The sequence below is a fragment of the Nocardioides palaemonis genome (genome assembly GCF_018275325.1).
In the GTDB taxonomy this organism is placed as follows: Bacteria; Actinomycetota; Actinomycetes; order Propionibacteriales; family Nocardioidaceae; genus Nocardioides; species Nocardioides palaemonis.
The window spans coordinates 2,132,381-2,153,631 of the sequence record NZ_JAGVQR010000001.1 but is presented as its reverse complement, the minus strand read 5'-3'; the positions used below and the strand labels follow the sequence as shown (position 1 = coordinate 2,153,631).

The 21,251-nt window shown below is 73.0% G+C and carries 19 protein-coding genes; 9 read left to right on the top strand and 10 right to left on the bottom strand.

The window, feature by feature from the left end:
• Positions 1-40: 40 nt before the first annotated feature.
• Positions 41-607, top strand: a complete 567-nt coding sequence (locus KDN32_RS10565; RefSeq protein ID WP_211731925.1) for an HhH-GPD-type base excision DNA repair protein — start codon at positions 41-43, stop codon at positions 605-607.
• Positions 608-703: 96 nt separating this feature from the next.
• Positions 704-2,224, top strand: a complete 1,521-nt coding sequence (locus tag KDN32_RS10560) for an RNA polymerase sigma factor (protein ID WP_307853937.1) — start codon at positions 704-706, stop codon at positions 2,222-2,224.
• 100 nt (positions 2,225-2,324) lie between these two features.
• On the opposite strand, the gene KDN32_RS10555 is transcribed toward KDN32_RS10560, so the two are convergent.
• Positions 2,325-2,960 (bottom strand): hypothetical protein, encoded by a 636-nt coding sequence (locus tag KDN32_RS10555; RefSeq protein WP_211731924.1) that lies wholly within the window; start codon positions 2,958-2,960, stop codon positions 2,325-2,327.
• Between the two features lie 118 nt (positions 2,961-3,078).
• Between KDN32_RS10555 and KDN32_RS10550 the strand changes: the two genes are divergently transcribed.
• Positions 3,079-4,092 carry a M28 family metallopeptidase gene (locus KDN32_RS10550; protein ID WP_211731923.1) on the top strand — a complete coding sequence of 338 codons (1,014 nt, stop codon included), beginning with the start codon at positions 3,079-3,081 and terminating at the stop codon, positions 4,090-4,092.
• Here KDN32_RS10550 and KDN32_RS10545 read toward each other — a convergent pair.
• Positions 4,089-5,228: a CapA family protein gene (locus KDN32_RS10545; RefSeq protein WP_211731922.1), complete on the bottom strand. Its 1,140-nt coding sequence runs from the start codon at positions 5,226-5,228 to the stop codon at positions 4,089-4,091. The genes KDN32_RS10550 and KDN32_RS10545 overlap by 4 nt on opposite strands.
• 82 nt (positions 5,229-5,310) lie before the next feature.
• Here KDN32_RS10545 and KDN32_RS10540 point away from each other — a divergent pair, with 82 nt between their 5' ends.
• Positions 5,311-5,853 carry a hypothetical protein gene (locus KDN32_RS10540; protein WP_211731921.1) on the top strand — a complete coding sequence of 181 codons (543 nt, stop codon included), beginning with the start codon at positions 5,311-5,313 and terminating at the stop codon, positions 5,851-5,853.
• Between the two features lie 10 nt (positions 5,854-5,863).
• Here the strand turns inward: KDN32_RS10540 and KDN32_RS10535 are convergent, their stop codons facing one another.
• The 3 genes from KDN32_RS10535 to KDN32_RS10525 all read right to left on the bottom strand — a co-directional run bounded on the left by KDN32_RS10535 (position 5,864) and on the right by KDN32_RS10525 (position 7,518).
• Positions 5,864-6,691: a DMT family transporter gene (locus KDN32_RS10535; RefSeq protein ID WP_211731920.1), complete on the bottom strand. Its 828-nt coding sequence runs from the start codon at positions 6,689-6,691 to the stop codon at positions 5,864-5,866.
• A gap of 1 nt (position 6,692) precedes the next feature.
• Positions 6,693-7,169: a DUF456 domain-containing protein gene (locus KDN32_RS10530; protein WP_211731919.1), complete on the bottom strand. Its 477-nt coding sequence runs from the start codon at positions 7,167-7,169 to the stop codon at positions 6,693-6,695.
• A 103-nt stretch (positions 7,170-7,272) separates the two neighbouring features.
• Positions 7,273-7,518, bottom strand: coding sequence for a DUF7455 domain-containing protein (locus KDN32_RS10525; protein WP_211731918.1), 246 nt, complete (start codon positions 7,516-7,518; stop codon positions 7,273-7,275).
• Between the two features lie 288 nt (positions 7,519-7,806).
• Between KDN32_RS10525 and KDN32_RS10520 the strand changes: the two genes are divergently transcribed.
• Both KDN32_RS10520 and KDN32_RS10515 read left to right on the top strand, forming a co-directional pair.
• Positions 7,807-9,879, top strand: coding sequence for a DNA gyrase/topoisomerase IV subunit B (locus KDN32_RS10520; protein WP_504739247.1), 2,073 nt, complete (start codon positions 7,807-7,809; stop codon positions 9,877-9,879).
• Positions 9,880-9,919: 40 nt separating this feature from the next.
• Entirely contained in the window at positions 9,920-10,123 is a 204-nt protein-coding gene (locus KDN32_RS10515; RefSeq protein ID WP_211731917.1) for a hypothetical protein, read from the top strand.
• Between the two features lie 82 nt (positions 10,124-10,205).
• Here KDN32_RS10515 and KDN32_RS10510 read toward each other — a convergent pair whose 3' ends face one another.
• The 4 genes from KDN32_RS10510 to KDN32_RS10495 are packed head-to-tail and all read right to left on the bottom strand — an operon-like array spanning position 10,206 to position 15,796.
• Positions 10,206-10,712 (bottom strand): beta-class carbonic anhydrase, encoded by a 507-nt coding sequence (locus tag KDN32_RS10510; protein WP_211731916.1) that lies wholly within the window; start codon positions 10,710-10,712, stop codon positions 10,206-10,208.
• A gap of 20 nt (positions 10,713-10,732) precedes the next feature.
• On the bottom strand, positions 10,733-12,577 hold the full coding sequence (locus KDN32_RS10505; RefSeq protein WP_307853935.1) for an MFS transporter: 1,845 nt from the start codon (positions 12,575-12,577) through the stop codon (positions 10,733-10,735).
• Complete coding sequence (locus tag KDN32_RS10500) at positions 12,574-13,293, bottom strand: LppX_LprAFG lipoprotein (RefSeq protein ID WP_211731915.1); 720 nt, start codon at positions 13,291-13,293, stop codon at positions 12,574-12,576. Before KDN32_RS10500 ends, KDN32_RS10505 begins: the two co-directional genes overlap by 4 nt.
• A gap of 4 nt (positions 13,294-13,297) precedes the next feature.
• The gene (locus tag KDN32_RS10495; RefSeq protein WP_211731914.1) at positions 13,298-15,796 is read right to left on the bottom strand and encodes a DNA gyrase/topoisomerase IV subunit A; all 2,499 of its coding nucleotides are present in this window, start codon (positions 15,794-15,796) and stop codon (positions 13,298-13,300) included.
• 77 nt (positions 15,797-15,873) lie between these two features.
• Here KDN32_RS10495 and KDN32_RS10490 point away from each other — a divergent pair, with 77 nt between their 5' ends.
• The 3 genes from KDN32_RS10490 to KDN32_RS10480 are packed head-to-tail and all read left to right on the top strand — an operon-like array spanning position 15,874 to position 20,367.
• Positions 15,874-18,597 carry a bifunctional acetate--CoA ligase family protein/GNAT family N-acetyltransferase gene (locus KDN32_RS10490; RefSeq protein WP_307853934.1) on the top strand — a complete coding sequence of 908 codons (2,724 nt, stop codon included), beginning with the start codon at positions 15,874-15,876 and terminating at the stop codon, positions 18,595-18,597.
• A 26-nt stretch (positions 18,598-18,623) separates the two neighbouring features.
• Complete coding sequence (locus KDN32_RS10485) at positions 18,624-19,205, top strand: DUF5998 family protein (protein ID WP_211731913.1); 582 nt, start codon at positions 18,624-18,626, stop codon at positions 19,203-19,205.
• A 7-nt stretch (positions 19,206-19,212) separates the two neighbouring features.
• Complete coding sequence (locus tag KDN32_RS10480; RefSeq protein ID WP_307853932.1) at positions 19,213-20,367, top strand: alkaline phosphatase family protein; 1,155 nt, start codon at positions 19,213-19,215, stop codon at positions 20,365-20,367.
• A 185-nt stretch (positions 20,368-20,552) separates the two neighbouring features.
• Here the strand turns inward: KDN32_RS10480 and KDN32_RS10475 are convergent, their stop codons facing one another.
• Positions 20,553-21,206 (bottom strand): thymidine kinase, encoded by a 654-nt coding sequence (locus tag KDN32_RS10475; RefSeq protein ID WP_211731912.1) that lies wholly within the window; start codon positions 21,204-21,206, stop codon positions 20,553-20,555.
• Positions 21,207-21,251 lie beyond the last annotated feature (45 nt).

The window sequence follows — 21,251 nt, the reverse complement described above, 5'->3', positions numbered from 1 at the left end:
CACACGCCGGACGGGCCGCGGGACTGGCACAATCGCCCGCATGGGCTTCCAGATCACCGGTGACCCGGCCGCCGACAAGGTCCTCGACGACTCCGCCTTCGCCCTGCTCGTGGGGATGATGCTCGACCAGCAGTACCCGATGGAGCACGCGTTCCGCGGGCCGGCCAAGGTCCTCGACCGCTTCGGCACCGTCGAGCCGGGCGCGATCGCCTCGGCCGACCCCGAGGAGTTCGCCGCGATGGCGTCCACCCCGCCGGCGATCCACCGCTTCCCCGGGTCGATGTCGGCGCGGATGCAGGAGCTGGCCCGGATCGTCGAGGACACCTACGGCGGTGACGCGTCGCGGCTGTGGACCGAGGCCCGCGACGGCAAGGACCTGCTGAAGCGGGTGATGTCGCTCCCCGGGTTCGGCAAGCAGAAGGCGCAGATCTTCGTCGCCCTGCTCGCCAAGCAGCTCGGCGTACGTCCGGACGGGTGGGAGGCCGCCGTCGGCGACTACGCCCTCGAGGGCCACCGGTCGGTCGCCGACGTCGTCGACGCCGACTCGTTGCAGAAGGTGCGCGACTTCAAGAAGGCGAAGAAGGCGGCGGCGCGCGACGCGCAGTGAGGGCGATCCACGCCTCCGTGGACCCTCGTGGCAGAATGACCGAGCGGCTCTTGACGTCTCCGGGCCTCGCCGCGCCCCGAAGTTGCTTGACGAGAGGTGTTCGTGTCCTCACACGCACGCAAGTTGCTCCCCGCGGAGGTGCTGTCGCACCCCTCCATCACCGCCCTGGTCGAGGGCGGCGCCCCGACCGGCACCGTGTCCCCCCAGGACGTGCGCCGGGCCAGTGACGAGGCGGGGGTCGAGCCTCGTCACCTGAAGGCGCTGCTCGTGCACCTCGGGGAGCTCGGCATCACGGTCCAGCTCGATGCCTCGAGCCTGCGCGCGGTCGCCGCCACCAGCAAGCGGGCGTCCACCTCGGCAGCGGCCAAGAAGGCCCCGGCGAAGAAGGCGGCCGCGTCCGCCGCCGCCGAGCCCGCCGCGCCGGCGAAGAAGGCCGCGCCCGCCAAGAAGGCCGCGCCCGCCAAGAAGGCGGCGGCGAAGAAGGCCACTGCCACGGCGACCGGCGCCGACGAGGTCGTCGACCTCGGTGCGGTCGAGACGCCCGCCGTGGGCCCGGACGGCAAGAAGGTCCTCCCGGACATCCCGGACGACCAGTTCGAGAAGGACGTCGCCGCAGATCCGACGATCAAGGAGGACGAGAAGCAGGCCTTCACCGTCTCCGCGGCCGACGAGACCGACGAGCCCGAGCAGCAGGTCATGGTCGCCGGCGCGACCGCCGACCCGGTCAAGGACTACCTCAAGCAGATCGGCAAGGTCCCGCTGCTCAACGCCGAGATGGAGGTCGAGCTCGCCAAGCGGATCGAGGCCGGCCTGTTCTCGGAGGAGAAGCTCGCCAAGGGCGGTCGGATCAGCGCGAAGATGCTCGAGGAGTACGAGTGGATCGCCGAGGACGGTCGCCGCGCGAAGAACCACCTCCTCGAGGCCAACCTCCGCCTCGTGGTCTCCCTCGCCAAGCGCTACACCGGACGCGGCATGCTCTTCCTGGACCTGATCCAGGAGGGCAACCTCGGCCTGATCCGCGCGGTCGAGAAGTTCGACTACACCAAGGGCTACAAGTTCTCGACCTACGCGACGTGGTGGATCCGCCAGGCGATCACCCGCGCGATGGCCGACCAGGCCCGCACCATCCGCATCCCGGTGCACATGGTCGAGGTCATCAACAAGCTCGCGCGCGTGCAGCGCCAGATGCTCCAGGACCTGGGCCGCGAGCCCACGCCGGAGGAGCTGGCCAAGGAGCTCGACATGACCCCGGAGAAGGTCATCGAGGTCCAGAAGTACGGCCGCGAGCCGATCTCCCTGCACACCCCGCTCGGCGAGGACGGCGACTCCGAGTTCGGCGACCTGATCGAGGACTCCGAGGCGATCGTCCCCGCCGACGCCGTGTCGTTCACGCTGCTGCAGGAGCAGCTGCACGCCGTCCTCGACACGCTCTCCGAGCGCGAGGCGGGCGTGGTGTCGATGCGCTTCGGCCTCACCGACGGCCAGCCCAAGACGCTCGACGAGATCGGCAAGGTCTACGGCGTGACCCGCGAGCGGATCCGCCAGATCGAGTCGAAGACGATGTCCAAGCTGCGCCACCCGAGCCGCTCGCAGGTGCTGCGCGACTACCTGGACTGAGCGTCAGGCGCACGACGCGACGAGGGCCCGACCGCAGCCGCGGTCGGGCCCTCGTGCGTCCGACGGGGCGTCCGGACGGGCATCCGGGGACGAGTACGCGTCAGCGGCGGTCGTCCGATCCGTGGTCGTCGGTCTCGTCCTCGTCGTGCTGGTCGTCGTCGGATGAGCAGTGGTCCTCGGTGGAGTCGTCGTCGTCGGAGTCGCTGACGCCGTCGTCGTCGCTGTCCTCCTCGCCGTCGACCGTTCCGTCGTGGTCGCTGTCCGCGACCCCGGCGCGCGTGCCGTGCTCGTTCTCGTCCTCGTCACGCACGCCGTCGTGGTCGCTGTCGTCGTCGTCGGCCGCGCACGACTCGAGCAGGTCGTCCTCGTCCTCGTTGTCGACGCCGTCGTGGTCGGCGTCCTCGTCGCCGTCGCGCACGCCGTCGTCGTCGGTGTCACGGTCCGAGGGGTCGGTGGAGCGGCTGTCGTCGTGCACCTCGTCGCCGTCGTCCATGCCGTCGTCGTCGGAGTCCTCGTCGCGGGGGTCGAGCCCGAGACGGCGCTCGACGCGGTTGCGCAGGCCGTCGTCGTCGCGGTCGCGCTTCGCCGCGCGGTCGCTCGTCGTGGCGCCGGCGGAGCCGTCGCCGGCAGCGGTGGAGGCGGGGACGGTGAGCAGCACCAGGCTCGCCGCGGTGGCCGCGACGGCGGATGCGGCCGCGGCGGCGCGGTAGGAGGCGGGACGCAGGAGGGTGGTCATGGGGATCCTTTCCGGGGGCAGGTGGGGAGATCGTGCCCCGCACCGGCGTGCGTCGTCCTCAAACCACCCTCAAGTCGAGGTCAAGCCCGGGCGCACGGCCCGCGGCTACGGTGGTCGCATGGACGCCGGCGGCTCGAGGGCGACCCGGCTCGCGGGTCTCGCGGTCGCGTGCGTGGCGCTCCCGGCGCTCGCGGCCGGCTGCTCGGACGACGAGGGGCCGGACCGGTCCGCACCCGCCGGGCCCACCACGTCGACCAGTGCGGAGCCACCGCCACCGCAGTCGGAGCCGGGGCGGGATGCTGAGCCGCCGAGTCCGGTGTCCCCGGACGACCTCGACCCGCGCCGGGCAGTCGCGGCCGTCGCGCACCTCGCGGGGCGGATCGGCCCGCGGGAGGCCACCGGGCGGGCGTACGCGCGGGCGGCACGCTGGGTCTCCACCGAGCTCCGGGGGCTGGGCTACGAGGTCGAGCGCCAAGGATTCAGTGTCCCGGCGGGGGAGTCGTGGGGCGTGGCGGTACCTGCCGGCCGGTCGGTCAACGTCGTGGCCGCGCGGCCGGGCCTCGACCGCGCGGAGCCCCACCTGCTGGTGGGCGCCCACCTCGACACGGTCCCGCAGGCCCCCGGGGCGGAGGACAACGCGTCGGGGGTGGGCGTGCTGCTGGCCGTCGCCGAGGCGCTGTCCGAGCGGCGCGCCCGGCTGCCGGTGGTGCTGGTGGCCTTCGGCGCAGAGGAGCCCCGCGGAGCAGGCGACGACCTGCACCACTTCGGCTCCCGGGCCTACGTCGCCGCGCTCGGCGGGCGCGAGCGGCGCGCCGTGCGGGGAATGGTGTCGCTCGACCGGGTCGGGGTCGGCGACGTGGTGCCGGTCGGGTCGGCGAGGGACGGGGACGCGGTGCAGCGCGCGCTCCTCGCCGCGGCCGGCCGTTCCGGGGTGCCGGTGGTGGCCGAGGGCGGGCAGCGCAGCAGCGACCACTGGTCGTTCGTCCGCGAGGGCCTGCCGGGCGCGCGCCTGGGATCCACGCCCTACGCCGGCTACCACTCGTCCGGGGACGTGCCGCGCGTGGTGTCGCCCGACCAGCTCGAGCGGGTGGGCCGCCTGGTGCTGGCCTGGCTGGCGCCCCGACGGGGCTAGCCGAGCCCCGCGCACCTGCGCAGCGAGCGCCGCTCGGCACGGGACCCCGCCGCTTCCGGTCCGGTGGCCTCGCGGGGCACGCCGTCGTCTCCGATGGCCGCCGGCCACCAGCGGGTCCGGGTGACGCGCGCCCGCTCGCCGCGGGTGACGGCCGGCCGGACGCGGAGGGTCAGCACACCGGAGGGCCCGGGGGAGTACCAGGCGAAGTTGCCCAGCCCGTAGGCGACGTAGCCCTCACCGAGCCGGCCGTCGCCCTGCAGGAGGTGGGTGTGGGCGCCGGCGACGACGTCCGCGCCCGCGTCGACCAGGCGCCGGGCCAGGTCGCGCTGGTCCGGTGACGGGCACCGCTCGCCCTGCACGCCCCAGTGCAGGTAGACCAGCACGACGTCGGCGACCGCCCGCGCGCGCCGCACCTCGCGCAGGAGCCCGGTGGGGTCCAGCGCGACGGCGATCCCGGGTCGCCCCGGGCCGGCGGCCCAGTGGCCGGTCGGGTCCGCGGTCGGGTCCTGGTCGGCCACGGAGGCGGCCACGGTGGCCACGCGGGTGCCGCGGACGCTCGTCACGACGGCGCGCCGGGCCGACCGCGCGTCGCGCCCGATCCCGGCGACGTCGACCCCCGCGACGCGCGCGGCCCGCAGGGCCTGCCGGACCCGCGCCCGGCCCAGGTCGAGGGCGTGGTTGTTGGCCATCACGGCGACGTCCACGCCGACGGCGGCCAGTGCCTCGAAGGCCGCGGGAGGGGCGGTGAAGACGAAGCGCTTGCCGGGCTCGGGCCGGCCCCCGGTGCCCACCGATGTCTCGAGGTTGAGCACGGCGACGTCGGCGGCGCCCAGGACGCGTGCAACAGGAGCGAGGGCGTCGCGAGGCACCCGCCGCAGCCGGTCCGCCAGCGCACTCTCGAAGTGCACGTCGCCGGCCAGGGCGATCCGGACCGGCTCGCGGCGTGACGCGGTGGTGTCATCGGGCGGCGCCGGCGCCGGTGTCGTGCTCGGCCGCGCCGGCTGCGGCCCGCCGGGGCCGGGCGCCGGCCGATCGGCGGCGGAGCATCCCCCACCCGCCACGGCGGCGAGGACGAGCGCGGCGGCCAGGTGCGGCCGTACGCGGGTGCGTCCGGTCGCCCGCGCCTGCCCGCCCATGCGGCCATGGTGCCACCGCGCCGGTGTCGACCCCCCAGAAGTGGGTGGACGCGCACCGGGGGCGGGGTGCCACACTCGATCCATGAGAACTCGGATCTCTCTCGCCGCCGTGCCCGCGCTGCTGCTCGCCGGTCTGGTCGCGGCGCCCGCCGGGGCGGAGTACTACAGCATCGACGACCCGGCGGACGCGACCGCCTCGCTCAGCGACATCACCGGCTTCGACGCGATGCACGGCAGCCGGAAGCTCCTCGTCAAGGTCAGGTTCGCCGAGCTGGTGCGCTCGAGCGCGGCCGGGTTGTCGGTCTACATCGACACCGACCGGGCCGCCCGCGGACCTGAGTACGTGCTCAGCAGCGGCCTCGGGGACGGGACCGACTACGTGCTGACCAAGGCCCGTGGGTGGCACGGCAGCGACGACCGGGTCGACTGCGACTACTCGGCGCGCCCCAAGTGGCGCAAGGACGTGTTCCGCGCCGTCGTGAGCCGGGCGTGCCTGGGCGACCCCGCCGAGGTCCGGGTGTCGGTGAAGATGGTGGACGAGGCCGACGGCTCGCACCCGGTCATGGACTGGGCGCCGAAGCGACACCGCTGGAGCCTCCCGATCGCCCCCGGCCTCGGGGCGTGACGGGCGCAGCTCAGGCGGCGGCGACGAGCCCGACGGCGAGCCCGCACAGGAGCAGGCCGACGCCCTGCGACCCGTGCACCCGCTCGCGCAGCACGGCGGCCGCGAGCGCGATGGTGACGGCGGGGTAGAGCGACGTCACCACCGACGCGACCGTCAGCAGCCCCGTCTGGGTGGCGAGGAGGAAGGCGACGACGGCTGCCGTGGCGAGCAGTCCCGCCGCCGCGCCCCAGGCCTGCGACGGATGGTCGGGGATCCAGCGTCCGCCCAGGACGGTCGCCGTGACGGCGACGCACACCATACCCACCGCCTGGCCCACCGCCAGCGGTGCGAAGCCGGCCTCCTCCGGCACCTGCCCGGTCGCGGCGAAGAGCAGCCCGAAGCCGGCCCCGGCGAGGACGCCGTCGAGGATCCCGGCGGCGAGGTCGCCGCTTCCGCCGGGCTCGCGGCTGACCAGCCAGATGCCGGGCACCGCGGCGAGCAGGCCGAGCCACACCAGCAGCGCCGGTCGCTCGCCGGTGGCCACGCCGACCACGACGGGCAGCAGCGCGGCCCCGACGGCCGACACCGGTGCGACCACGCCCATCCGGCCTGCCGCGAGCCCGCGGTAGAGGAACGCGCCACCCGTCCCGGTGCCGACGCCGGCCAGGGCATCCCAGCCGAGGTCGGCGGCGGTGGGAGCCCCGTCCGTCACCAGCGCGAGGACGACCGCCCCGACGCACGCCGACGCCGTACCGACGAAGGCGACCGGCCACGCCGAGGTCCGGCGCGAGGCGAGCCCGCCGACGAAGTCCGAGAGGCCGTAGGCGACCGCCGCGGCGAGGGACAGCAGGACCGCCACGTCAGGTCACCACGACGCCCACGACCCACGCCGTCGCGGCGAGGAAGGCGGCGACGAGCTCGATCAGGATCGAGACCCCGACGGCGCGCAGCGCCGCCCGGGTCGACGGGCCCGCCGCTGCTGCGCCCACGCGGGCGCGCTCGGCGAGGTAGACGCCGAGCACGAACCCGATGAACATCCCCACGACGGGCACGACGAAGAAACCCACGAACGCGAGGAGAGCGCCGACGGCGAGGGTGCGGCTGGGCACGCCGGACGCCTTGAGCGAACGGCCCGGCACGAGGAACTTCACGACCGAGCCGCCCGCGAGCAGCACCGTGCACACCGCGAACACGACCCACGCGGTGGACGTGTCGACGTCGAGGGCCCACACGAGGACCGCGCCGAGCACGAGCAGCGTGCCGGGCAGCACGGGGACGATGATGCCGGCGATGCCGACGGCGATCGCGACGGCGACGAGGACTTCGGTGAGGCTCACCGGGCCAGCCTCCCAGACCGACGGCCCGAACCGGGCCCGGACGCAGCACGACCCCGGAGAGCGTGTCCGGGGTCGTGCTGGGAGTCGGTGTGGCGGTGCCGGTTCAGGCCTCGCTGCCCGCGGCCGGGGTCTCGAGCTTGTGCGTCTCGTCGTGGACGGTGGCTGCGACCTCGCGCAGCTTCTCGCCGTGCTCGCGGGCGTGGTGGGCGCAGAACAGCAGCTCGCCGCCGGTCTGGAGCTCCACCCGGAGGTAGGCCTGGGCGCCGCAGCGGTCGCAGCGGTCACCGGCCGTGAGGACGGCCTGGGTGGGTGCGGTGGCAGTGGTCACGTCAGCCTCATTTCTGTTCATCGGTGTCTGGCCCAACGTAGCCAGTGGGACAAAGATTCCCCGCTGGCGCCCTCGTGTCGTGCTGTCTTCCAGTGAATCACGCCACGTCGTCCGACGTGGGCGTTGTCCGCAAGCGTGTACCGGATGTTGTGGACGAGGGACCAACGTCCGGACGTCCAGGCTAGACCGGGTGGGTGTCGGCCCCCACGCCCCTGCAGGCGGGCCTGCAGGCGTGCCTGCGCGGCGCGACGGCGTGTCGCGGGTAGTGTCGGGGCGTTCCGAGATCCACCCGAGCACGACAGGACGTCCGTGGCAGCACCGGCAGACAACACCTACAACGCAGCGCACCTCCTGGTCCTCGAGGGCCTCGACGCCGTGCGCAAGCGCCCGGGCATGTACATCGGGTCGACCGACACCCGCGGCCTCATGCACTGCCTCTGGGAGATCATCGACAACGGCGTCGACGAGGCGCTGGCCGGTGTCGCGCGACTCGTCGAGGTGACGCTGCACGACGACGGCTCGGTCGAGGTCTACGACGACGGCCGCGGCATCCCGACCGACAAGGAGCCCAAGACGGGGCTGCCGGGTGTCGAGGTGGTGGCGACCAAGCTGCACGCCGGCGGCAAGTTCGGCGGTGGGTCCTACGTCGCGACCGGCGGCCTGCACGGCGTCGGCCTGTCGGTCGTCAACGCGCTGTCCTCGCGGATGGACATCGACGTCGACCGCTCGCCGGCCCAGCAGGGCCTCTCGTTCCAGCGCGGCGTGCCCGGCGTGTTCGACGGGGACGGTCCCGGCGCCGCGTTCACGCCGCAGTCCGGGCTGACCCGCAAGGGCAAGCGCGTCGCCAAGGGCAGGACGGGCACCCGGATCCGCTTCTGGCCCGACCGCCAGATCTTCACCAAGGACGCCCGCTTCGAGATGGACGGCCTGGTCGGGCGCGCCCGCCAGACGTCGTACATCGTGCCCGGCCTCGAGCTCGTCATCCGTGACCAGCGCGCCGGCGAGATGGTCGAGGAGAAGTTCCGCCACGACGGCGGGATCGCTGAGTTCGTGGAGTTCCTCTCCCACGGCGAGCCGGTCACCGACATCCTGCGCCTGCAGGGCACCGACACCTTCACCGAGACCGTGCCGCTGCTCGACGACCAGGGGCACATGACGCCGCAGGAGGTCGAGCGCGAGCTGGCCGTCGACGTGGCCGTGCGGTGGGACACCGCCTACGACACCGAGCTGCGCTCGTTCGTCAACGTGATCGCCACCCCCAAGGGCGGCACGCACGTCGGCGGGTTCGAGGCCGCGCTGACCAAGACCTTCAACGACGCCATGCGCGGTGCGAAGGTGCTCAAGGCCGCCGACACCGACGTGATCAAGGACGACGTCCTCGAGGGCCTGACCGCCGTGGTCACCGTCCGGCTCGCCGAGCCGCAGTTCGAGGGCCAGACCAAGGAGATCCTCGGCACGCCCGCCGCGCGCAGCGTGGTCCGCAAGGTCGTGGCCGGGGAGCTCAAGGCGTTCCTCACCTCCACCAAGCGCGCCGAGAAGGCGCAGGCCAAGCTGCTGATGGAGAAGGTCGCCGGGGCGTCCAAGACCCGGCTGGCCGCCCGCCAGCACAAGGAGAACCAGCGCCGCAAGAACGCGCTGGAGTCCTCCGCGCTGCCCGCCAAGCTCTTCGACTGCCGCAGCACCGACACCGACCGCACCGAGCTGTTCATCGTCGAGGGCGACTCGGCGATGGGCACCGCGAAGGCGGCGCGCAGCAGCGAGTTCCAGGCGCTGCTGCCGATCCGCGGCAAGATCCTCAACGTCCAGAAGGCCTCGGTCGGCGACATGCTCAAGAACGCCGAGTGCGCCTCGATCATCCAGGTGGTCGGCGCCGGGTCGGGGCGCACCTTCGACCTCGAGGCCGCGCGCTACGGCCGGATCATCCTGATGGCCGACGCCGACTCCGACGGCGCCCACATCCGCTGCCTGCTGGCGACGCTGTTCTTCAAGTACATGCCCGACCTGGTGCGCGACGGCCGGCTGTACTCCGCCGTCCCCCCGCTGCACCGCATCGAGCTGTCCAACCCGAAGAAGGGCATGGACAAGTACATCTACACCTACTCCGACGCCGAGCTGCAGCGGAAGCTGGCCGACCTGAAGCGCAAGAACGTCCGCTGGAAGGAGCCGGTCCAGCGCTACAAGGGCCTCGGCGAGATGGACGCCGACCAGCTCGCGGAGACGACGATGGACCCGCGCCACCGCACGCTGCGCAAGCTCACGATCGACGACGTCGACGAGGCCAGCCGGGTCTTCGACCTGCTGATGGGCTCCGACGTCGCCCCGCGCAAGGAGTTCATCGTGCAGGGCGCCTACGAGGTCGACGTGGAGACGCTGGACGCCTGAGGTCCGCGCCGGGGCCACCCGATGCCGCTAGCCTGCTCGCATGCTGGAATCCGCGGTGCCGCTGCTCCTGTTGCTCGTGCTCTGGGCGCTCGCTGCGCTCGTCGTCTACTGGATCATCCGGCTCGGCGTGCGCCACGGGACGCTCGACGCGTACCGGATCGACCGGACCGACCAGCGCATCGCGCAGATGCAGGCCGAGGGTCGGGGCACGGGCGGACGCCAGGGGTTGTCAGGCCCTTCCTGAACTTGTCAGGCCGTGCACGCCCTGACATGTTCAGCGATCCCCGGTCGGCCGGGGATCGCTGAAAGGCGTCTCAGCCCCGCGCTCAGACGTGCTGGGTGAGCAGCCCGGAGTCGACGTCGTAGAGGAAGCCGCCGACCTTGGCACGGTCGCCGATCAGCGGGTGGGTGCGGACCTTGGCGACGTCCTGGCGCAGCTGGTCGAGCTGGTCGGTGACCACCCCGAAGGACGCCCAGCTGGCGTCGACGCCCGCTGACTCGCCGACCTTGACCCGCAGCTCCTGCTCGCTGGCCGAGGCCATCGCGCAGCGGGTGTGCGGGACCACGAGGATCCGCTGGACGTTGAGCAGGTGGACGCCGAGCACCAGCGCCTCGAGCGCCTGCGGCGTGACCCGCGCACCGGGGTTGCGGAAGATCTTGGCGTCACCCTGCTTGAGCCCCAGCATGCGCAGTGGGTCGATGCGCGAGTCCATGCAGGTGATCAGGCCGATCCCGGCGTGGGCCTTGCCGTCGAACCCGCCGAGGTCGAAGGCGTCGGCGAAGGCGCGGTTGGCGTCGAGCAGGTCGTCGAAGTCGTGCGAGGAGTCAGCCACGACCCGCAGGCTAGCGCCCGTCAGCCACCGGAGGCGAAGAGGTCCCGGGTGCTGAGCCGGGTGGGCCGGACCTCGCGGAACAGCACGAGCGCCAGCACCGCCGCCACCACCGCGCACCCGGCCGCGCCCCAGAACACGGCGTGCTCCTGGGCGATGCCGGCGACGCGGAGCAGGTCGGAGAACGCCGTGCACCGGCTCTTCCCGTCACACACGTCCTGGACCGGGGGGATCGCCTGCTGCTCGGAGTAGTAGCGCCGCAGCCCGATCGTGGTGAGGGCAGAGATCCCGACCAGCATGCCGACCATCCGGGCGACGACGACGAAGGCACTGGCGACGCCGTGGACGTCGTCGTCGGTGAAGGCGAGGAGCGCGGCGTTGACCGGTGCGAGCGCGAGGCCGAAGCCGAGGCCGCCGACGACCAGCGCCACGTTGGCGACCGGCTCCTCGATGGTCGTGAGCCCCCACCGGGTCATCAGCACGAAGCCGGCGGCGGCGAGCAGCATGCCACCGGCCGTGACGACGCCCGGCGCGACGCTGCGGATCAGGTAGCCGCCGGCGACCGCGCCCACCGGCAGCGCGAGGAGGAACCGGACCAGCACCAGCGCCGCCGGGAGCTGGTCGTCGGGGTAGACCGTGGTGCGGGCGAAGAGCGGGATGTCGATGAGCGCCGCGATCAGCGCCGCGCCGACGAAGAAGCTGACGAGCAGCGCCCCCCACGCGGGCGTACGCCGCAGCGCGCCGCGGGGCACCAGCGGCGCGGCCGCGCGGCGTACGTGCCAGACGAAGGCGGCGGTGGCGACGAGCGCGCCGAGGAGGTACCAGCGGCCGCGCGGGGAGAAGACCTCGACCTTGGGGTCAGCGGTGGCGAACGCGAGGATCACCCCGCCGAGCGCCAGGGCCAGCAGCAGCGCCCCGACGAGGTCGGCCTCGAGCAGCACCCGCACCCAGCCGCGCAGGTCGAGCAGCGGGCGAGGGGCGAACCACGACCACGCGAGCAGGAGGGCGAGCGCCGCGACCGCCGCCGTGCCCGCGGGAGTCAGCCAGCGGCCGTCGCCGGCGAACGGGATGAAGAGCTGCCCCCACGTCAGGTCGCGCATCAGCGCCGGCGGGCGCAGGAAGACGACGCCGCCCGCGACGAGGGTGAGCACGACGAGGAGGAGGCCGACGAGGTCGGGGCGGGGTTTCGAGGCTCGCTCCGCTCGCACCTCAACCACCGAGGTATCGGCTCGCACCTCAACCACCGAGGTATCGGCTCGCGCCTCGACCACCGAGGAGCGGGCCAGCGCGCGGACCGCGGCGGCGAGGACCAGGCCGACCGCGAGGTTGACCGCGAAGATCGCCCGCCAGTCGGCGACCGCCAGGACGAGCGCGCCGAACAGCGGCCCCAGGACCGACCCGACCTCCTGGACCGCCGACACCACACCGAGCGGGACGCCGCGGCGGTCGACGGGGTAGAGGTCCGCGACGAGCGCGAGCGTCGCGGGGACCAGTCCGCCGCCGCCGACGCCCTGCAGGAAGCGTCCGGCGACGATGCTGGGCATGTCGTAGGCGAGCGTCGTCACCAGCGACCCGAGCGCGAACAGGACCAGCGCCATGACGAGCACCGGGACGCGTCCGCGCAGGTCGGCGATGCGCCCGATCAGCGGGAGCATCGCGACGTAGCCGAGCAGGAAGCCGCTGACGATCGGGGCGGCGCGCTGGAGCTGGTCGATCGGGATCCCGACGCCGGTCATCATGTCGGGCAGCGCGAGGACCACCACGTAGGTGTCCGCCGCGGCGAACGCGACGGCGACCGCGGCGATCGCGAGCAGGAGCCGCGAGCTGCGCGGCACCGTGTCCGTGGACGGCTCCGAGGGCCGGCTCACGGCGCGGTGATGTCCTTCTCCGTGCCGTAGTCGGCGAACTCGACGGTGTAGGTCATCGGGTCGGTGTGGGGGTAGAACACCCCGGTGAGCGTCGCCTTGCGCAGCTCGCCGTCGTCGCTCACCTGCCACTCGGCGTCGAAGGAGTCACCGGAGGCCGACGGGATCACGGCGTCCATCGCGTCGCCGGGGAGGGTGCCGGAGTAGGTGGTGAGCACCTCCTTGTTGTCCGCGCCGCCGCGCACGCTCTCGCCCGCCTCGGGGGAGTCGGTGAGGTTGAGCAGGCCGGCGAACCCGTCCTGGCCGACGAGGCCCGACGGGTCAGGGGCGCCGTACTCCTTGGGGTTGACCTTGTTCCACCCCGGTGTGAACGGGAGCTGTGCGTAGACCGTGTCGTCGACCGAGACCACGGGGACGTCGACGGTCTGCCCGGCGAAGACCACGGTGATCGTGCCCTCGAAGGCGGGCGCGTCGGTCACCGTGCCGGCGGCCTCCTTGATCCCCGCGACGCCGTCCGGCAGGGCGGGCGTCGACAGCGTGAGGTCGACGCCGCTGGTCCGGGCGAGCTTGGTGGAGGCCTCGGACAGGACCTCCTCGGGCGACGTGCCGTCGGCGGCCTGGGAGTCGTCGCCCGAGCAGGCGGCGAGGGTCGGCAGGGCCAGGAGGACGGCCGTGGCCGTCGCGGTGAGACGGGTTCGTCCGGTGAGGGGAGCACGCATGCGCTCAGCCTTCCACAGGCGCGGTCGCCGGCGGCTCCGACGCGTCGGCGTCGACCTGGCTGGCCGCGGGCGGGGCGACCGCGGCGATCGGCTGCGGGGCCGGCACGCCCGAGCCGTCGCGCTTGCCGGTGGCCGCCGGCAGCTCGACCGGCGCCCCGCTGGCCGCCGCCGCGCGGGCGGGCCCGGGGCCCGCCCAGGCGGTGACGAGGACGTCCTCGCCCTTGAGGAAGCGGTGGCTGCGCACGCCGCCGGTGGCGCGGCCCTTGCCGGGGTACTCGCTGAACGGCGTCACCTTGACCGCCCCCGGCTCGGTGCCCTCCAGCGCGGTCGAGGAGCCCGAGGCCGTCACCACGACCGCGTCGGCGGGGTCGAAGGCGCCGAAGAACGCGACCCGCTGCCCGAGGCCGAGCTTGATGCCCGCCATGCCGCCGCCCGAGCGTCCCTGGGGGCGTACGCCCGAGGCGGGGAAGTGCAGCAGCTGGGCGTCGGTGGAGATGAAGCAGAGCTCCTCGTCGCCGGTGCGCAGCTCGACGGCGCCCACCACCTCGTCGCCGTCCTTGAGCCCGATGACCTCCCAGTCGTCGCGGTTGAGCACCTCGGGGTTGACCCGCTTGACGACGCCGTCGCGGGTGCCGAGCGCGAGGCCCCAGCCGTCGCTGGCGAGGGTGGTGAGGGCGAGGACCCGCTCGCCGGCCTCCAGCGAGACCAGCTCGGTCAGCGGGACACCACCGGCGACGTTCGGGTCGTTGGCGGTGGCGGGCAGCTCGGCGCCGATGTCGAGGACGGCCACCTTCACCAGCCGGCCGCGGTTGGTGAGCAGCCCGACCTCGCCGCGCCGGGAGGTCAGCACCGCGGACACGACGACGTCGTGGTTGGCCCGGTCGCCGCCCGAGCCCAGCGCGGACGTGTCGCGCGTACGGGCGAGCAGGCCGGTCGAGGAGAGCAGCACGAAGCACGGGTCGTCGGACACCTCGACGGCCGTCGCGGCGGCCGAGACCGCCGGCGCGGCGCCGAGCAGCACGGTCCGGCGCGGGGTGCCGTGCTCCTTGGCGACGTCGCCGAGCTCGTCGGAGACGACCTTCCGCAGCAGCTTCTCGTCGGCGAGGATCGCGTCGAGGTGCTCGATGGTGCGCTCGAGCTCGGCCTTCTCCTTGTCGAGCTCGAGCTTGGAGAACTTCGTGAGCCGGCGCAGCGGCATGTCGAGGATGTAGTCGGCCTGGACCTCGGAGAGCTCGAAGACCTGGATCAGGCGCTCCTTGGCCGCGGCGGCGTTGTCGGAGGAGCGGATCACCTGGATGACCTCGTCGATGTCGAGGATCGCGATGAGGAGGCCGTCGACGAGGTGGAGCCGGTCGGCGGCCTTCGTGCGCCGGAAGACCGAGCGCCGCCGCACCACGTCGAAGCGGTGGCCGAGGAAGACCTCGAGCAGCTGCTTGAGGCCGAGCGTGCGGGGCTGGCCGTCGACGAGCGCGACCGCGTTGATGCCGAACGAGTCCTCCATCGCGGTCTGGCGGTAGAGCTGCTCGAGCAGCGCCTCAGGGACGAAGCCGTTCTTCACCTCGATCACCAGGCGCAGGCCGTGGTCGCGGTCGCTGAGGTCCTTGATGTCGGCGATGCCCTGCAGCTTCTTGGCCAGGACCAGCTTCTTGATCTGCTCCATCACCCGCTCGGTGCCGACGCCGTAGGGCAGCTCGGTGACGACGATCCCCTTGCGGCGGGCGGTGACCGACTCGACCCGGGCCGTGGCCCGCATCTTGAAGGTGCCGCGCCCGGACTCGTAGGCGTCGCGGATCCCGTCGAGCCCGACGATCTTTCCCCCTGTGGGCAGGTCGGGACCGGGGACGAACCGCATCAGGTCGTCGAGCGATGCCTTGGGGTGGGTGATCAGGTGCTTGAGCGCCTGGACGACCTCGACCAGGTTGTGCGGCGCGATGTTGGTGGCCATGCCGACCGCGATGCCGGCCGAGCCGTTGACGAGCAGGTGCGGGATCGCGGCCGGCAGCACGACCGGCTCCATCTCGCGCGAGTCGTAGTTGGGCTTGAAGTCGACGGTGTCCTCGTCGATGGAGGCGGTCATCGCGACCGCGGCGGGCGCCATCCGGCACTCGGTGTAGCGCATCGCGGCGGGGGAGTCGTCGGGCGAGCCGAAGTTGCCGTGCCCGTCGACGGTGCGCAGCCGCATCGACCACGGCTGCGCCATCCGGACGAGGGCGTCGTAGATCGCGACGTCGCCGTGCGGGTGCAGCCGGCCCATCACCTCGCCGACGACGCGGGCGCTCTTGACGTGGCCGCGGTCGGGCCGCAGCGACATGTCGTCCATCGTGTAGAGGATCCGGCGCTGGACGGGCTTGAGGCCGTCGCGGGCGTCGGGGAGCGCGCGGGAGTAGATGACGGAGTAGGCGTACTCCAGGAACGACGTCTGCATCTCGTCGCGGATGTCGGTGTCGAGGATGTGCTCCTCGAAGTCGTCCGGGAGGGGCTGCTTCGTCGTACGTCGTGCCATGCCGGCCATTGTCCCCGGTCGGGGCGCGTCCGCCGACAGGGGCACGCCGGGCGGGGTATCACCGATAGATTGCCGGTGTGAGCGACGTGGACGCGACGACCGACGAGCCGGGTACGACGGCGCCGCCACGGCACTGGGAGGCCGACGTCCTGCTGCGCGACGGCCGTACGGCGCACATCCGCCCGATGCAGCCCGAGGACCGGGCGCTGCTCGTCGAGTTCTACGCGCGCGTCTCGGACCAGTCGAAGTACTACCGGTTCTTCTCGCCGATGCCCGAGCTCTCCGAGCGCGACCTCGACCGCTTCACCCGCGTCGACCATCGCGACCGGGTGGCGCTGATCCTGCTGGTCGCGGGGAAGATGATCGCCGTCGGTCGCTACGACACCATCCGCCCCGGCTACGCCGAGGTGGCGTTCCTCGTCGAGGACAAGCACCAGGGGCGCGGGATCGGCCAGCTCCTGCTCGAGCACCTCGCCCAGGCGGGGCGCGAGCGCGGCGTCGAGGAGTTCGTCGCCGAGGTGCTGCCGGACAACCAGGCGATGATCCACACCTTCAAGGACGCCGGCTACCAGGTGAAGAGCGCCTTCGAGGACGGCGTGATGGAGCTGGTCTTCCGCATCGACCCGACCGAGACCGCGATCGGCGTGATGGAGCAGCGCGAGCACCGTGCGGAGCAGGCGTCCATCGAGCGGTTCTTCTCGCCGAAGTCGGTCGCGATCATCGGCGCGAGCCGCCGCCAGGACACGATCGGCCGCGCCCTCGTGCGCCACCTCGTGCTCGGCAACTTCTCCGGCCGCATCCACGTGGTCAACCCGAGCGCGGACTCCGTCGCCGGCATGCCGGCGTGGAAGTCGGTGGGGGAGATCCCCGGCGAGGTCGACGTCGCGGTCGTCGCCGTGCCGGCCGAGGCAGTGCAGGACGTCGTGCTCGACTGCGCCGCGAAGGGCGTCCACGGGCTGGTGGTGATCTCCTCGGGGTTCGCCGAGACCGGCGAGGAGGGCCGCCAGCGCCAGCGCCGGCTGGTCGGGCTGTCGCGCTCCTACGGCCTGCGGCTGATCGGCCCCAACGCGCTCGGCATCATCAACACCGACCCCGAGGTCTCGCTCAACGCCTCGCTGTCGTCGGTGATGCCCCCGCGCGGTCGTGCCGGCTTCTTCTGCCAGTCCGGCGCGCTGGGCTCGGCGATCCTGGAGAAGGTCCAGAACCGCGGCCTCGGCCTCACCACGTTCGTCAGCGCCGGCAACCGCGCCGACGTGTCCGGCAACGACCTCCTGCAGTACTGGGAGGAGGACGACGCCACCGAGGTGGTCCTGCTCTACCTCGAGTCGATCGGCAACCCGCGCAAGTTCTCCCGGATCGCGCGGCGGGTGAGCCGGCGCAAGCCGATCGTCGCGGTCCGCTCCGGGCGCAGCTCCCAGGGCGTGCCGATGGGCCACGCGGTCCGCAAGATCGCGGCGCCCACCGAGGCCGTCGACGCGATGTTCCGCCAGGCCGGGATCATCCAGGTCGAGTCGCTGGAGGAGATGTTCGACGTCGCCCAGCTGCTGGCGCACCAGCCGCTGCCGCGCGGGCGTCGGGTGGCGATCGTGGGCAACTCGGACGCGCTCGGGCTGCTCGCCGCGGACGCCGCCAACTCGGTCGGCCTCGTGGTCAACAAGCAGGTCGCCCTGGGCGCCGACGCCACGGCGGAGGACTTCGAGGACGCGCTCGACGCCGCGATCGACGACCCCGAGGTCGACTCGGTGGTCGCGATCTTCATCCCGCCGCTCAACGTCGCCGGCGCCCGCGAGGACGTCGCCAACGTGCTGGCCGCGGTCGGTGAGCAGTCCGACAAGCCGATCGTGTCGACCTTCCTCGGCACCGAGGGCGTCCCCGAGCTGCTGCGCGTGCCGGACGTCGCCGGCTCGAGCGCCGGACGGGGATCGGTGCCGTCCTACCCCGAGGTCGAGGCGGCGGTCCGGGCGCTCGCGCGCGTCGTCGAGTACGCCGTGTGGGTCCGCGTGCCACAGACCGGTGGCGGCGAGGCGGAGGTCAACGACCGCGACGCCGCCCGGCACCTCGTCAACGAGCTGCTGATGAAGCACCCCGAGGGCCGCGAGCTCGACTTCCCCGAGCAGCACCGGCTGCTGGCCGCGTACGGCATCCACCTGTGGGAGACCTACGCCGTGGAGTCCCTCGACGAGGCGGTCGCCGCGGGCGAGCAGCTCGGCTGGGACGTCGTCCTCAAGGCGACCGCCGAGCACCTGCGCGACCGCCCCGACCTCGCACACGTGTGGCGCAACATCGACACCCCGGAGGAGATGCAGGACGCCTGGACGACGCTCAACCAGGTCATCACCGACGCGGCACGCGCCGGGTTCGTCGTCCAGCGCAACGCGCCGCCCGGGGTCCCGGTCACCATCGCGACGATGGAGGACCCGCTCTTCGGCCCCGTCCTGTCGTTCGGCATCGGCGGCCCGCTGAGCGAGCTGCTCGGCGACCGGTCCTACCGGATCCCGCCGCTGGCCGACCACGACGCGCAGGACATGGTCCGCGAGATCAAGGCATCGCCCCTGCTCTTCGGCTACCGCGGCAGCGAGATCGTCGACGTCGCGGAGATCGAGCGGCTGGTGCGCCAAGTCGCCCAGCTGCAGCACGACCTGCCGCAGGTCCGGGCGCTCCAGCTCCCGCTCGTGCTGGCGGGGGCCGACGGCGCCACCGTCCTCGGTGCGAGCGTGCGGGTCGAGCCGGTCAAGGACCCCCGCTCGGACTGGTTCGTGCGGCGGCTGTCCACGATGCCGGGGGACACGCTCCCCGGTTGACCGGGGTTGCGTGACAGACTTCATCCATGCCCCGCTCCACCCGCGTCGCGGACGTCTCCGACGAGCTCCGCCAGGCGATCCACCGCACCGGCTACTACCCGGAGGTCGTCGCCGACGGCGTGTTCTCGGCCGCCGGGGGCGAGGACGTCGTCTCCTACTTCGTCCACCACGAGACGACCTTCGACCACGAGGAGGTGCGCCGGCACCTCACCGCCCTGCTGCTGACGCCGACCCGACTGGTCATCGCCCACACCGACGAGCACCCCGGGGACGACCTGCTGCCCGAGCCGTACACGTCCACCACGACGGAGGCGGTGACCCTGGCCTCGATCCGCACGGTCGTCGTCACGCGGATGGTCGCGAACCCGACCGCCGGCGTCGCGCCGCCCGCCGAGGCGGTGCTCACCATCGGCTGGGGCGGCGTCGGACGCCTCGACCTGGAGCCGGCCGGCTGCTCCGACCCTTCCTGCGACGCCGACCACGGCTACACCGGCACGCTGGCCGGCGACGACTACACGCTGCGCGTCTCCGCCGCGGCCGAGGGCGCCGACGCGGTGGGCGGGCTGCTGGCCTTCGCCGACGCCCTGTCGGCGAGCACCCGCGGATGACCGCCCGGTGACCTCGGTGCCCCCGGTGCCCTCCGCGTCGCAGGGGGCCGGTCTGACCGAGCCCGCGTACGGCGACCGCTCGCTCGCCGACGTCGTCCCCTCGGTCGCGCGCGCGCTGGGGGTGCCGCTGGCCGACCACCCGACGGGCCTCGAGCTGCCGTCCGCGCCGTCCTACGTCGTCTTCCTCGTCGACGGCCTCGGGGCCGAGCTGCTCGCCCGCCACGCCCACGCGGCGCCCTACCTCGCCTCGCTCGTGGAGGGCAGCGTGACCGGGACGGCCGGGGTCCCGTCGACGACCGCGACCTCGCTGACCTCGCTCGGCACCGGTCTGCCACCCGGCGCGCACGGCCTGGTGGGCTACACGGCCCGCATCCCGGGCACGAACCGGCTCATCAACCACCTCGGCTGGGACAAGCACGTCGACCCGCTCGAGTGGCAGCCCCACCCCACCGCGTTCGGTCGGCTGGCGCGGGCCGGCGTGCACGTCACGTCGGTCAACAAGCGCGACTTCGACGGATCCGGGCTCACGGTCGCCTCGCAGCGCGGCGCGACCTACGTCGGCGCGGACCGGGTCGGCGAGCGCATCGCGGCGGTCGTGGCGGCCTCCGCGCACACCCCGTCGCTGACCTACGTCTACGACTCCGACCTCGACTGGACCGGGCACAAGTTCGGGGTCGCCTCCTCCCAGTGGCTCCAACAGCTGGCGATGGTCGACGCCGAGGCCGAGCAGCTCCGCGAGGCGCTGCCGTCGTCGACCCGGCTGCTCGTGGTCGCCGACCACGGCATGGTCGACAGCCCCACGCAGGCCCGGGTCGACGTCGACGCGGTCGACGGGATGCGCGACGGCGTGGCCCTCCTCGGCGGGGAGGCCCGCTTCCGCCACGTGTACTGCTCCGCCGGCGCGGTCGCCGACGTGGTCGCGACCTGGCGCGAGGTGCTCGGACCACGGGCCACGGTGCTCGCCCGCGAGGACGCGGTCGCGCGCGGCTGGTTCGGCGCCGTCCACCCCGGCGTCCTGCCGCGGCTGGGCGACGTGATGGTCGCCTGCCACGAGGATGTGGCCGTCGTGTCGTCGCGCGACTTCGCCTACGAGACCACGCTCGTCGGCCTGCACGGGTCGCTCACCTCGGCCGAGATGAGCATCCCGATCCTCCTCGGCTGAGCCGGGCTTTCCGGGGTCCCGGCGCCACCTTGCACGAGTGAGTCTCCCGGAGACTCAACCTCCACTCACCCCCCATGGCATGTTGAGTCCCTGGGAGACTCAACCGACATCAGCACCTGAGTCTCCAGGAGACTCAGCCGTCATCGACGGCAGCTGAGTCTCTGGGCGACTCAACCGCCCAGGGCTCATCCGAAGGGGAGCGGCTCCGGCGCCAGGCTGACGGCCTTGGCCCGCGCGGCGGTGAGTCGCCGCCGGTGGTGCTGGCGGCACAGCACCTCGTACGCGACGTGGGCGGGCGGCTCGTCGACCTGGTCGACGTCGCCGACCACGACCACTTCGCCGTCGGTGACCATCACGCCGTCCTCCGTGCGCGCGTTGTGGGTGGCGCGCTTGCCGCACCAGCACAGCGCCTCGACCTGCAGGACGTTCATCCGGTCGGCGAGCTCGACGAGCCGGCCGCTGCCCGGGAACAGCTGGGAGCGGAAGTCGGTGAGGATGCCGAACGCGAACACGTCGATCTGCAGCTCGTCGACGACCTTGGCGAGCTGGTCGATCTGGGCGGGGGAGTAGAACTGGGCCTCGTCGCAGATCAGGTAGTCGATGCGACCGCCGCGGGTGAGGGTGTCGACCACGTAGGTCCAGAAGTCGAAGTCGGTGTCGACCTCGAGCGCGTCGTGGGTGAGCCCGAGCCGGCTGGAGAGCACCGCCTGGCCGGCGCGGTCGTGGGTGGTGAAGATCCGCCCGACCCGTCCGCGCGCCGCGTGGTTGTGGTTGGTCTGGAGCGCCAGCGTCGACTTGCCGGAGTCCATCGTGCCCGTGAAGAAGTGCAGTTCAGCCATGTCCGGGCGATCTTGTCACAGCGACCCTCCGGGGCGACGGCTACC